13 protein-coding genes and 1 tRNA gene are annotated in these 13,542 nt (G+C 37.4%); 3 read left to right on the top strand and 11 right to left on the bottom strand.

Annotated elements, in window-relative coordinates:
• Positions 1-10: 10 nt before the first annotated feature.
• On the top strand, positions 11-2,137 hold the full coding sequence (locus tag DHW03_RS16075) for a xanthine dehydrogenase family protein molybdopterin-binding subunit (protein ID WP_109926868.1): 2,127 nt from the start codon (positions 11-13) through the stop codon (positions 2,135-2,137).
• 51 nt (positions 2,138-2,188) lie between these two features.
• Here DHW03_RS16075 and DHW03_RS16070 read toward each other — a convergent pair whose 3' ends face one another.
• Positions 2,189-2,683, bottom strand: a complete 495-nt coding sequence (locus DHW03_RS16070; protein WP_109926867.1) for a nucleoside deaminase — start codon at positions 2,681-2,683, stop codon at positions 2,189-2,191.
• Between the two features lie 317 nt (positions 2,684-3,000).
• On the opposite strand from DHW03_RS16070, the gene DHW03_RS16065 reads away from it, so the two are divergent.
• The gene (locus DHW03_RS16065) at positions 3,001-3,684 is read left to right on the top strand and encodes a DUF3667 domain-containing protein (protein WP_109926866.1); all 684 of its coding nucleotides are present in this window, start codon (positions 3,001-3,003) and stop codon (positions 3,682-3,684) included.
• Between the two features lie 789 nt (positions 3,685-4,473).
• Positions 4,474-4,680 (top strand): hypothetical protein, encoded by a 207-nt coding sequence (locus DHW03_RS16055; RefSeq protein ID WP_109926864.1) that lies wholly within the window; start codon positions 4,474-4,476, stop codon positions 4,678-4,680.
• A 99-nt stretch (positions 4,681-4,779) separates the two neighbouring features.
• Here DHW03_RS16055 and DHW03_RS16050 read toward each other — a convergent pair.
• From DHW03_RS16050 to hemL, 10 genes are all read right to left on the bottom strand, one after another.
• A tRNA-Ala gene (locus DHW03_RS16050) sits at positions 4,780-4,856 on the bottom strand.
• Between the two features lie 329 nt (positions 4,857-5,185).
• On the bottom strand, positions 5,186-5,809 hold the full coding sequence (locus tag DHW03_RS16040; protein WP_109926862.1) for a chloramphenicol acetyltransferase: 624 nt from the start codon (positions 5,807-5,809) through the stop codon (positions 5,186-5,188).
• Positions 5,806-6,501 carry an HAD family hydrolase gene (locus DHW03_RS16035; protein ID WP_109926861.1) on the bottom strand — a complete coding sequence of 232 codons (696 nt, stop codon included), beginning with the start codon at positions 6,499-6,501 and terminating at the stop codon, positions 5,806-5,808. The genes DHW03_RS16040 and DHW03_RS16035 overlap by 4 nt, the downstream gene beginning before the upstream one ends.
• A 90-nt stretch (positions 6,502-6,591) precedes the next feature.
• The gene (locus DHW03_RS16030; RefSeq protein ID WP_109926860.1) at positions 6,592-7,749 is read right to left on the bottom strand and encodes a hypothetical protein; all 1,158 of its coding nucleotides are present in this window, start codon (positions 7,747-7,749) and stop codon (positions 6,592-6,594) included.
• A gap of 92 nt (positions 7,750-7,841) precedes the next feature.
• The gene (locus DHW03_RS16025) at positions 7,842-8,396 is read right to left on the bottom strand and encodes a CopD family protein (protein ID WP_109926859.1); all 555 of its coding nucleotides are present in this window, start codon (positions 8,394-8,396) and stop codon (positions 7,842-7,844) included.
• A gap of 49 nt (positions 8,397-8,445) precedes the next feature.
• Positions 8,446-9,471: a uroporphyrinogen decarboxylase gene (gene hemE / locus DHW03_RS16020; protein ID WP_109926858.1), complete on the bottom strand. Its 1,026-nt coding sequence runs from the start codon at positions 9,469-9,471 to the stop codon at positions 8,446-8,448.
• 188 nt (positions 9,472-9,659) lie between these two features.
• The gene (locus tag DHW03_RS16015) at positions 9,660-10,175 is read right to left on the bottom strand and encodes a hypothetical protein (RefSeq protein ID WP_109926857.1); all 516 of its coding nucleotides are present in this window, start codon (positions 10,173-10,175) and stop codon (positions 9,660-9,662) included.
• Positions 10,175-10,879, bottom strand: coding sequence for a response regulator transcription factor (locus DHW03_RS16010; RefSeq protein WP_109926856.1), 705 nt, complete (start codon positions 10,877-10,879; stop codon positions 10,175-10,177). Before DHW03_RS16010 ends, DHW03_RS16015 begins: the two co-directional genes overlap by 1 nt.
• An 8-nt stretch (positions 10,880-10,887) precedes the next feature.
• Positions 10,888-11,754, bottom strand: coding sequence for a sensor histidine kinase (locus DHW03_RS16005; RefSeq protein WP_109926855.1), 867 nt, complete (start codon positions 11,752-11,754; stop codon positions 10,888-10,890).
• An 83-nt stretch (positions 11,755-11,837) separates the two neighbouring features.
• Entirely contained in the window at positions 11,838-13,208 is a 1,371-nt protein-coding gene (gene hemL / locus DHW03_RS16000; RefSeq protein WP_109926854.1) for a glutamate-1-semialdehyde 2,1-aminomutase, read from the bottom strand.
• Positions 13,209-13,542 lie beyond the last annotated feature (334 nt).

Here is a 13,542-nt window from a genome sequence, read left to right as displayed (position 1 = left end):
TTTTATCGATATGGAAGAGAAAAATAAGGCAATAGGTAAAGGCGTTAGCCGGATAGAAGGAATTTTAAAAATCACCGGAAAAGCAACCTACGCAACCGATTATCCAGCTAAAAATATGGCCTATGCAGTCTTGTTCAAAAGTACAATCGCATCAGGCACGATTACCAGTTTAGATACATCAGCGGCAGAGAAATCACAAGGTGTACTCGCCGTAATCACACATAAAAATGCGCCAAAACTTAATCTTAAAGGTGGCTTGCGTGGAGGGGCTTTGCTCCAAAGTCCAGAAATTTTATTTCATGGTCAGCATATCGGAATCGTTGTAGCACAAAGCTTTGAGCAAGCTACCCATGCCGCTCATTTGATTCATGTTGAATACCAGAAGAAAGAAGGAAAAACTGATTTTGATAAACTGCTTCCGAATGCAGAAATGCCAAAGGGAAAAGAACTGGCAGATTTGGTTAGAGGTGATGCGAAAGCCGCCTTCGAAAATGCTGCGGTTCGTGTTGAAGAAATTTATGAAACCCCAATCGAACATCACCACCCAATGGAACCACATTCTACCGTGGCCGTTTGGGAAGGTGAACAGCTCACGCTATACAACGGTTCACAAATTATTAACGGTGCTCAAACCGCAGCAGCCTCAACCTTAAATCTGAAACCAGAACAGGTTCGAATTATATCGCCATTTATTGGTGGTGGCTTTGGATCAAAAGGTGGTCAATGGGCAAATCTTGTTCTTACGGCAGTAGCTGCGAAAATGGTTAACAGACCAGTAAAACTGGCATTAACCCGTCAGCAAATGTTTAACTCCGTTGGGCTTCGCCAAAGAAATCATCAAAAAATAAGCCTAGGGGCTTCAAAAGATGGCATTTTACAGAGTTTATCGCACCAAACAACGAGTCATACTGCTGTGGATAGCGAATACTTAGAACCTTGTGGCGACTGTTCTAAAATTATGTATGAGGTGCCCAATTCTTTAATCTCCTATCGAGTAGTACCAATGAACGTTATTCTACCCACCTATACACGTGGCCCTGGAAAATCGACAGGGAGTTTTGCCCTAGAATCGGCAATGGATGAATTGGCTTACAAGCTCAACATCGATCCCATTGAACTTAGGTTAAAGAATGAGCCAAAGAAAGACCCATCTAATGGAAAACCCTGGTCATCAAGAAAAGTAGTAGAATGCTTAAAAGAAGGTGCAAAAGCTTTCGGTTGGGATAAAAGAAAAGCCGAACCAGGAACCAATAAAATTGGAGATGATTTGGTTGGCTATGGCGTAGCCTGTGGTACTTATCCGGCCAGACAAAGAGACAGTTCTGCTGTTATTAAATTAACAAAAAAGGGGAACAATGTTAATGCTACCGTAGAAATTGCTGCATCAGATTTGGGTACAGGCACAAATACCATTCTTGCGCAAACGGCCGCAGATGGGCTTGGCTTAGCGATGGAAAATATTACCGTTAAACTGGGAGATTCAAATCTACCCCCGGCAGCAGGGTCGGTAGGTTCGGTAGGTGCGGCAAGTTTTGCAAATGCGGTGAACGATGCTTGTACCAAAATTACCGACGAACTTTTGGCGAAATCGGGCAAGCAATTTTTTGTACGCCCAACTGCAAAAGATTTGATGATTTCTGAAAACGTTTCTGCATTTGAAACACGTGCCGATGCTAAAGCACCAACACAAGCCGACCAATACTCTGCACACAGTTTCAACGCTAATTTTGCGGAAGTAAGGGTAAATGCTTTGACAGGAATGGTGAAAGTAACTCGTTTTCTTGCAGTTACGGGCGCAGGAAGAATATTAAACCCCAAAACTGCTCGCTCTCAAATCATTGGGGGAAACATCTGGGGCATCGGGATGGCGCTTAGCGAAGAATCCATAATCGACCCTAGATGGGGGAACTTTGCCACGCGCTCATTTGCCGATTATCACGTGCCTACTAATTTTGACATTGGCAAGCTAGATGCCATGTTCATCAATGAGGAAGACAAAATACCCAATAAAATGGGCGTTAAAGGTATTGGGGAAGTGGGTATTGTAGGTGTTGCCGCAGCAGTTGCCAATGCAGTGTTTAACGCAACCGGCAAAAGGATTAGGCATTTACCAATTACGCCTGATAAGTTGCTGTAACATTCGGTAAAACAAATTCCTTAGGAGGTGTTGGTGAAAGTTATTTCACCTTTACATAGACCCGTCCTTAATTTTCTCTTTTACACCTGATCCTGCTTCAACCCATTTTTCGAATGCTTTAATTGCCTCACTCGCTGAGATACGTTGAAAGGCAATGTCTTGATCTTCTATTTTTTTCTGTAATTGCTCCATGATAAATTGATCGCCAAATCCCGCCCATTCCGCATCTCTTTTGGTATTGCCGTAATACACCTGACCTATATTTGACCAATAAATTGCGCTCAAGCACATTGGGCATGGTTCGGCACTGGTGTACATAATGCATCCGCTTAAATCGGCTTTCCCAATCTTCTTTGATGCAGCGCGAATGGCGTTAATTTCGGCATGGGCTGTGGGGTCGCAATCCTGGGTAACAGAATTCGCTTCCGCACTCAATATTTTACCATCCCTTACAATTACACAACCAAAAGGGCCGCCATTCATACTTTTAAGGTTATCTTCAGATAAGGAGATTGCCTTTTGCATAAATTTTTTATGTTCTTCCATAGTCTATCAACAGATGGAAAATGAAGAAGTTTTGCTTAGTTTGGAAGAAAAGAATAAAAAAGGATCGATATATTAATCGAACACTTTTCCAGAAAAAAACCATTCTTCGATAAGACTATTAATCTCCGCTTATGCACCATATCGACTTCCAACGCCACTCGAATTTGAAAGGTAAGATAACGTGTTGAAGAAAGGAAATATAAATTACTCAAATGCTATCGTGTATCCGAAATGAGTAAAATGTGCGCTCAAATTCGTAGTTTTGGAACTCTAGAAAGTAGTGCAATAGTAATTCAAAAAATGCAGATTGAAATTAAATGCTAGAAACAAACAAGCCGAAGCGAATTGATTTATCGTATATTTTTCACGAAATAAAGCATCTTTTACACATTGAAAGTGGTTTCCTATATACAGTAGGACAACTATCCCTCCGGCCAGGAAAAATGGTCAGACGTTTTATTTTGGAAGACAGAAGTAAAGTTACCAAGCCTTTAATATTTTTAATATTTTCCGGGACAATTTTTACCCTAGTTTTTCATTTTTTTAAGATTGAATATATCTTTTTTTCATTTGATCAAAACTCCAGAGTCATCAATGAATCTTTGCGAAACAACACTATTGATCATTGGACCAATACTCACATCGCATATATTTCACTCATAACTGGGTTTTTCATTGCATTATGGATAAGTTTATTTTTCAAAAAGCATAACTATAATGTTTTTGAAATCACTATCTTATTATGCTATTCGGTTGGCCAAGGTCTGTTACTGATCACATTATTTGCTTTAACATCAATTTTATTTGCAAATAAATCAATAGCGGCGGTCGGTATTTTTGTATCATATTTTTACGTTTTCTGGTCTATCGGGCAATTTTTTGGCGAAAGAAAATTGATGAATTATGTTAAAGCAATAATATGCTGTATTCTTGGAGCAGTATCGGTACAGCTGATTTTAATATTACTTGCCTATATCCTTTACCAGTTGAAAGTTAATTAGTATGCCTTGGTGGGAAGCTGGGAAAGTTGCACTTAACAATAGTCCAAATTTGCTATTTTCCCATCATACGTATACGAACTGGTAGATATGAAATTCACAGCTAATGAGGCAGTTATTTTAAACAATGAAGCCCAACAACTTTGCAGCGTTGGGCTTGCGCTATAATTATATCATTTTGCACACGCGACATGCGTGCGCCAGCTGAGGGAGTACCATCTATATCTGACAGTATCACAATAACCCAATAACCACTCGAAATAAAAAAATTATCAACATCAAAATTCCTATCGATAGAATCATATAGGTTAATAATGAATGCTTTATTACTTTAGTTTGAACTAAGTATGCGCCCTCCCTCCAAAAAACGTGTTTATCTGCAATGAAAAAAGAGAGACTTATAAGCAACAAGGAAACTCCCACTCCAAATAAATGCTTTTGATCTATAAAAACCACCTTTCCGAAGAATGGTGCTGCACAACAGGCAAAACCTAAGTATAGAACAACGCCATACCACTTATCCATGTTCAAACCTTTCAAAAAATCTACCATAACAATATTTTAATAAAGCGATGGCAAGATACAGTTAATTTGTAACATTTATATTACAATAAGGTTAATCATTTTTTTTTCCATAGCCTATTTTCAGATTTCGAATATTTCACATTATGGAAAATGATAAAAATCTTAATAGAAAAGGTTTCTAAGATTAAGTGCAAAAGATCCGAGAGGAAAAGCTAAGGAAGGAGATTGAACATAAGCTTTAATTATTGGATTTGAGTACTTAATTGGATGAAGCCAGAAAAGATAAGATTCGGGCTGGAATGGAGAGATAAAAACATTAAAACCTTGGCAAAAGAAGTATTAAAACCAGATACACCAGTTAAAAAATTAATAAAAAAGGAACAGACAGAACTACGAGCAAGTGAAATAAATGATTTGAAAAGGTTAGAAATAGTTGCTAAACACCACAATAAAAGATATCGAACTATTTTCTAAAATTAAATACAGTCCTAAAAAATCAAAAACTGATACCTTTCAGAACCATTATTGCATAAATAAAGCCTTTAGAATACAATCTAAAGGCTGAAATTAACTTGGTGGAGAATATCGGATTCGAACCGATCACCTCTTCACTGCCAGCGAAGCGCTCTAGCCAAATGAGCTAATCCCCCATTTTTGAATGTTAAAACTTGCAGCAAAAATAGCAATTTGTTTTTCTAATGCAAATGTTAATTAATCTTTATGCGCAAATTAAACAGAGCAATTAAACAACAAATCACCATTGCCGATTGAAAAGGGTAAGTGATGAACAGAAAAAGTATAAAAGTTGCAATAAGCATGGTTAACAACAGCATCAACGCTTTGTAAAACGACTGCATATAAAACATTGCAATAAACCCCAAAATGTAAATCGGAACAATAACAAAGGCTATAAACATAACCCAAGTTAAAATGTGCCTATTACTTAATTGTTAAATTACGGTGTTATCATCACAATTGTTTAACTATTGAGCAATTTTTGATAAGCATCTACAAACTGTGAAACGTGAAAGCCATCCATCAAAGCATGGTTTACGTGAATGGAAATGGCCATAATCTTACGTTCACCCTCATCCCTCACCTGCCCGAAAGAGATTTTTGGACAACTATCCTTGAAAGAATACTTGCGCGCATGAGACATCGACTTGAAGTTTAACCACGGCAAAGCCGAATAATGAATTACGTTTTCTCCGGAACTTGATGGAAATAAACCCGTGCCATTCTCCACTTTCTCCATTTCGATTTTAGCCTGAGTGTTAAACTCATTGAAATCCTTATAGAAATCTATATAACTGAACCCAAATGTACCATTTAATCTGTTGATGGTTGCCGAAGCATGCACCTCATCAAATAACCAAACTTCATCCTCAATAATTCGATATCTAAAAGCTTCAATTGTATTGGCAGCCAAGAGCGATTTATGTAAATACAGCAAAAAAAACGATACACCTATGTTTTTCGCCTCTTTGTAACTTGCTGTACAATCTACATCGACTGTTACACCGAAAAATGGCTCTTCGAATGTATTGAAAAAATTAAAATGATCTTTTCTTACCCAAGTGTTAATATCTATTTTTTTCTTCATTCGATTAATTTTGGTAAAACCTCCATAAGGCTATCCATTTGATAAAAATTTTGATGTTCTATTGTATGATCGATATGCTCGTGGGCCCAAGTAGTATGGTAAGGAATATGTACCGCATGCCCACCAATAGCCAATACAGGCAAAACATCTGATTTTAAGGAGTTGCCCAACATTAGAAATTGATCTGCCGGACAATCCAAATGCTTCAAGAGTTTCTGATAATCTTGTTCCTGTTTGTCGCTCATAATTTCGATGTGGTGGAAATAATGATCTAAACCAGATTTATTTAATTTTCTTTGTTGATCTAGCAAATCGCCTTTGGTAGCTACAACCAATTTATATTTTCCATGTAGTGCTTTCAAAACATCCTCAACCCCATCTAAAAGTTCAATCGGTTTGTTTAACATTTCCTGCCCCAATTGAATGGCTCGGTTTATAACGGACGGATTGGCCTTGCCCTCGGTAATTCTTAAAACCGTTTCAATCATGCTCAACATAAAGCCCTTAATGCCATAACCATACAATGGCAAATTGGCAATTTCCGTTTTGTAAAGCTCGGCTAAGATGCTATGACGAGGAAGAAAATCTTCTAGCAAAGCTGCAAACTGCTCCTCGGTGTCGCGGAAATACGGCTCATTTACCCAAAGTGTGTCATCAGCATCAAAAGCGATTACGGTGATTTGATTTCTCATGGTTATGCTTAATTTATTGCAACAAAAGTAAGCAACCAATAATAAATTATGGGAGAATTATCTTGTTAAAAACGAGCCTAACAGCAGAAACTAATCTACTTGTCTTTTAACCTTGAATAATTTGAAATCCTGTTTGTAGGTAAGGAAAAAGGAATGGTTAAACTGAAGTTGTTTATCGGTATGATCCAAATCGATATGTGGCTCAAAACGAACATCAAGATATAAATGAGGGATAAGCTCTTTTTGATAGGCGTATCTTAAGGAAACAATATTTCTGTTGCTTTGCTTTAGGCCTGCACTATACAAATTATCAGAGACAGATTGGTACAAAGGCATTCCCTTAATCGAGATGAAGTTATTTCCTTTCCAGTACGAAGCAACCAAACTGCCCCATTTACTCTCCACGCCGGCATTTAACCATAATCCAAAGCCACCCTGATAAGCCCTCCTTTTATCTGGAGAAAAATCTTTATACACAGCAAGGTAGTTATCTGTGTAAACCTGTTTAATGTTTGAACCAATTGTTTTATGGAGTTTTAATCCAGTTGCACCGTTAAACATGGTGGTAATTGGAATTTCCTTTAACACATCGATTTGACCACCTTGATGAAAAGCCAGGAACTGAGCAGGAAAGCTTAATTTCCACCCATTATCTTCGGTAAGAGTGGTTTCAGTAGATAAACCGCCAATAATTTCCTCTTTAGCTGGGTCGCCTTTGTAAATCATCTTTTGCCAAGCAATCCAGGCATCTAACGTAAACTTTTTGCGCTCCACCAATAACTGTGTTCCATATTCAATTGGTGTGGTAATGGTGCGCTCAAAATTGTACAGCGGCTCAATGTACTTATGTTGAATGCCACCTTCTAAACTGCCGAAAATTAAGGTTAAATTTCTTTTATGATATTTTACACTAAATAAAGGCTTCGCATCAGAGATTCCATTTCTGCCAAAGTCTTTTCTGATAAAGGCACCAGCCGTAATGGCTAAATTTGGATGTGCGTAATACACAATCTGAGGCTGTAGTTGCGTTCCGTAAAGCGTATAACCATCATGAAAGTCGTTGGTGTATTCGTAGTTCCGAACGTAATTCAAATTATAGAAGTTAAAGTGAACTTCGTTTGTTAAACTGCTATCCGGACGAATCCTGTTTTCGAATGCCGATTGATTAAACTGTGCCGAGGCGGAATAAAAACTTGTAAGGAATGATATGAAGACTAAGGCCCTTTTGAGGTTCATTATGTTAAACATGAGCTTTGATTTTAACGGCCAAATTTATAGAGATTTTCCTGTAAAAAAAATGTTGCACACCAATAAATGTACGTCTGATTTGAAGCTTTAAATTATTTCTTAAGGCGATAATTTTTATACAGTTTAACCGCAATCATAATCACCAGCGCAACGCCCATAATTCCAATTAAGCCATAAATCCAGTTTAGTGCGTTCTTTAATATTACAATGAAAACAATGGCAATCATAAAAATAGTGGCCAGTTCTCGCCATAAACGAAGCTGAAAACTACTCAACTTAAATTGATCGTTTTTTAATTGTTTCACGATGTTTTGACAAACGAAGTGATAAATCAGTAAACCAACTACAAAACCCAGTTTAACCAACATCCAATCCAGTTGCAAGAGCGCAGGATTTAATGTGAGCATAGAAACACCAGCCAAAACAGTGATGACCATTGCAGGGGCAGCAATAATTTTCCATAAAGTAGCCTCCATTTTAATAAACTGTTGCTTGAGGATACCTTTTTCAGGTTCTGGCTTTTCGTTTGCTTCAGTATGATAAATAAAAAGACTCAAAATATAGAATAAACCCGCCATCCAACTAATTACGAATACAATGTGTACCGCCAGAAAGTAAGTGTAATATGGCTGAAAAAATTCTATCATTAGAAGGAGATATTTAAAAATCGAGGCTTATAATGGCTTAAATGAGTAACTAGTACCTAAATTCCTTTACCACTTCAATAGCATATTTTACATTCTGGAAAGGAATATCAGGCATAATGCCATGACCTAAATTAAATATAAATCCTTCTGTACCACGCATGCGCTCGAAAAGTTTATGAATTTGTGCTTTAATTACAGGTTGATCAGCATATAAAATGTGAGGATCTAAATTTCCTTGAACAGCAATACCTGCCGGCAAAGCGCTCTTAATATTCAGCAAATCGGCATTCCAATCTACAGAAATCACATCTGGTTTCGCTTCTGCCATAATGGGAGCAAAAACAGAGCTTCCTTTACAAAAGGAAATAACCGGAATATCTTTTCTATTTAGGTTGGCTATAATTTCTTGTATGTAACGATGTGAAAATTCTTGATAATCGCTCCACGATAAAGCCTGTGCCCAACTGTCGAAAATTTGAACGGCATTAACACCGGCTTCAATCTGTAGATTCAAATAATCGGCAGTTACCTTGGCAATTTTAGCCAAAAGCCTGTGCGCCAACTCTGGATGGTTGTGCAACATCAGTTTGGTTAGCTTAAAATCTTTTGATGAACCACCCTCTACCAAATAACTCATTACAGTAAATGGTGCACCTGCAAAACCAATTAAAGGAATATTTCCATCCAAACGTTGTTGAATAACCCGAATGGCATCAGCAACATATTGTAATTCATCTAAACAATCAACATTCAAATTATCAATATCTTGAGCAGTACGCACAGGATTGGCAAACTTAGGTCCAACACCTTGGGTAAAACTCAAATCGCCACCCATGGCCTCTCCGGTTACCAAAATATCACAGAATAAAATGGCCGCATCAATACCCAATAAATCAACTGGCAACATGGTTACATCAGCCGCAATTTCTGGGGTTTTACACATCTCTAGAAAAGAGTATTTGTTTTTGATCTCCCAATATTGTGGCATAAACCGACCCGCTTGACGCATCATCCATACCGGTGGGCGTTCTGTTTGTTTCGAAAATGCAGCGTCTAAAAATAAATTATTTTTCATGTTTTGTAGTTGTGTTCCATCGTCGTCAACCTTAAAATTTTTTATTGTTAATTATAAAGCTAGCTGAACAAAATCAGCATAACGATTGAGCTAAAAATTTAATTCCGCAAATGTATAAATAAAAAAAAAACGAAGTACCATTTTATTCCTAAACCGGTGCTTCGTTCTTCAAAATGACAATACGAATATTATATTTTGCCTATTTCTTTTTCAATTTTGGCAATAATGTCTTTTGATCGTTGAGTTTCTGCAAGTTCTTTAGCCAATTTGGTGTAAGCCTCTGCACGTTCTCTATCTTCCTTTTGCAAGGCGATGGTGGCAAGATAAATGAGTACATACGATTTCTCATTTTTACCGCCAAAAGGAAACCTACTGGCCAGCTGAAAATGATATTCGGCCTTATCGGTATTTTTCTCATGCATGGCTATTTTACCTTGCATATACTCGTAGTATCCCCGCCTGCTTTTGGCTAAACGCTCAGGCTTTGAAACTTCTGCCAATAGGGCTTTGGTTTTCTCAAACTCATTATTTTTAAAATGCTTCGAGGCCATAAGCACCGAACTGTGCTTAAAATGGCTCCAAATAACAAAAGCAAATAATAGTAATGAAACCGCCGCGAGCTGATATTGGTTGTAGAAAATACAAACCAAGCCTGCCAGCGCAAAAACGGCCATTAAAGCGTATCTGCCTTTATTATTGTACATTAATGAATATCAGTAAATTTATAGCCTACACCACGAATAGAGTGGAAATAAACGGGATTCTTTTGATCCGGCTCGAAATATTTACGGAACGTTAAGATGAAGTTATCAATGGTTCTGGTTGATGGATAAACATCATAATTCCAAACCGTTTCTAAAATCTGCTCACGAGATACCGCATCGTTTTTACGTTCAATTAAGAGCTTTAACAACATCGTTTCCTTTTTGGTTAACGGTGTAATGGTACCATCATCATGTTTCAATTCGAAAGAGTTGAAATAGATTGTTTTATCGCCAATTTTGTAAGAATTTAATTCTTTTAAATCGTCAGATTTTAAACTGCGTTTCACCAAAATACCCACACGAAGAATTAATTCTTCTAAGTTGAATGGCTTAACTAAATAGTCATCAGCGCCTTTTTTCAAACCTAAAACACGATCTTCTGATGTGTTCTTAGCAGTCAAAAACATAATCGGAACTTCTGCATTCTCCAAACGAATGGTTTCGCAAACTTGGAAGCCATCCATTTCTGGCAACATAACGTCTAAAATAATGAGATTGAAGCGTTCTTCTTTGAAAATTTTAAGAGCGGTTTTGCCATCTTTAACGGCGTGAACTTTATAACCCTCAAGTTCTAGGTTTAATTTGATAGCATCTAACAAGTGATCCTCGTCTTCTACCAATAGAATTCTTAATTTTTGTGACATAATTGAGATTAACTAAATGTTACTTCAAAAATACTTCCTTGAGGCAAATTGTCTTTTACTGTAATATCTGCATCATGGTATTGTAAAACCTCTTTCACAATAAACAAGCCTAAACCTGTTCCTTTCGCTTTCCTGACATTCTCATTACCAACGCGGTAAAACTTATCAAATATCAACATTTTTTCGGCATCTGAAATGCCAGGGCCTTTATCTATTACACTCAATTGAATATGTCCATCCACTTCGTTTAAATGCACATTTACCTCATCACACGGACTGGAATATTTAACTGCGTTTTCAATTAAATTGGTTACTACTGACGATAAGGCAAACTTGTCACCCATTATCTGCAAATTTGGCTGAATTTGGGCATTTATCAATTGCTCATTTCCGCAGGAGTGAACCTGCAATCGATCTGTAATTTTATACACCAATTCCGAAAAGTTAAATTCTTCTTTCGGAAAGGTATATGATCGATTTTCAATCTTGGTTGCCAATAACATATTCTCCACCAAATCATCCAATCGCTCAATATCTTTTAAGGAGTTATTCAGCAAGGAAGTTTGGCGGGCTTTATCCAAATCTCTCTTAACAATGGTTTGAATAGAAAGTTTTATTGCCGCCAAAGGCGATTTCAGCTCATGGGTTATAGACATCAAGAAATTTTGCTGTTGTTCTCTTAATTTATCTTCTCGCTTAAGCGATTGGTGTAAAAAATAGCCACCAATGCAAAGCAGAAACAGAAACACCGATCCTTCCCCCATAATCATCGTCATTCGACTTGGTTGCAAACGAACCACTAAGGTTCCCCAAGAAACAAGCTGAATTAGTGCATAAAGCAATAATGCGTAAAATATGATAATGGATTTCTTCATGTATGCCACCCCCAAAAGGGTTTTTATATTTATAGTTTATTTAATGCTGCCTTGCTTCGTGTCTTCACGAACCAACAAACCATCTACTTTTTAAACACCAAATCTAAAGCCTCAAAAATTGCTCGTTTGGCCTTTTCGAGTTCTATCTTAGTATGTGCTGAAGATACGAAACCAACTTCATAACCAGATGGGCCTAAATAAATTCCTCTATTTAACAACTCACGATGCATCACCTTGAATTTTTCCATGCTGCTCGCATCAATATCATCAGCGGTTTGAATTTTAGCCTTATCGGTAAATGCAAACCAGAAAATAGAACCCACAGTAAACACTTTAAATTTGTAACTCCTCGCGGTAGCAAAACGCTGGATGCTTGCCACAAAGTCTTGTGTTTTATTATTCAAATCTTTATAAAAACCAGATTTATTCAGCTCCGTTAGAGTCGCAATACCTGCGGCCATTGCCACCGGATTTCCAGATAAAGTTCCGGCTTGGTAAACGCCACCATCGGGAGAAATGTGTGCCATTATTGCATTAGATGCGCCATACATACCAACAGGCAAACCACCACCAATAATTTTACCGTAGGTAACAATATCGGGTTTAACATTGTAATAAGCTGCTGCACCCTCAAAACCCACTCTAAATCCGGTAATTACCTCATCAAAAATTAACAAAGCGTTATTTTCGGTACAAATTCTACGCAAAGCATGGATGTATTCTTCATCTTGCATAATTAGGCCATTATTGGCCGGAATACCTTCTATAATTACGGCTGCAATTTGATCTTTAAACTGCTCGAAAGCTTGTTCAATTGCGTTAATATCATTTAAAGGGATTACGATGGTTTCTTCAGCAAAAGATTTTGGAACACCAGCTGATGAAGTTTCTCCGAAAGTCACCAATCCAGATCCCGCTTTAACCAAAAGCGAATCGCTATGACCGTGGTAACAACCCTCAAATTTTAGAATTTTATCTCGACCCGTATAACCTCTGGCCAAACGAATGGCCGACATAACCGCTTCAGTACCAGAACTTGTGAAACGAATTTTTTCAACAAAACGGTTGTTCTTAATAATTAATTCTGCCAATTCATTTTCTAAGGCCGTTGGTGCTCCAAAACTCATCCCGTTCTGCATCACTTCAGTAACCTTTTCACGTATTTTAGGGTTGTTATGTCCTAAAATCAAAGGTCCCCAACTTCCGCAGAAATCAATAAATTGGTTTCCATCAGCATCCCAAATGTAGCATCCATCACCCTTTTCAATAAAAAGCGGTGTACCGTAAACCGACTTAAAAGCCCTTACTGGTGAATTTACGCCACCTGGGAAATACGTTTTTGATTTCTCGTACAATTCAGCAGATTTTACCCTCGAAATATCAGGTTTACTTCCTGTATTTACTGGTACATCGGCTTCGTTACCCGAAAACATTTTTTTTAATGAATCTAACATTTTTATTAAGCTATTATTGAATAAAAGGCTGAAAGCTGAAAGGCTAAAGCTGAAAGGCTAAAAGCTGAAAGACTAAAGCTTAAAGACCAAAGCTGAAACACTCAAACTGTAAGAACTAAGCTCAAAGCAAAATCAAATTTAGGATTCAGTCATCAATCTTTATTTTATATTTCTTTCCTTTTGTTTATACCCTTTAATTTTTATCCTCTATTCTGTGTCCTTTGATATTCTTCACTCAGTTAAGGCTTCAGTCTTTGGACCTTAGTCTTCGGTCCTTCGACTTTTTCCTTTGGTCTTTAGACTTTGGTCTTTGGACTTTGACCTTTAGCCTTTG

The sequence above is a fragment of the Pedobacter yonginensis genome (genome assembly GCF_003173595.1).
Lineage (GTDB): Bacteria > Bacteroidota > Bacteroidia > Sphingobacteriales > Sphingobacteriaceae > Pedobacter > Pedobacter yonginense.
The sequence above is the reverse complement of the archived record's forward strand: the minus strand, read 5'-3'. Positions and strand labels throughout refer to the sequence as shown.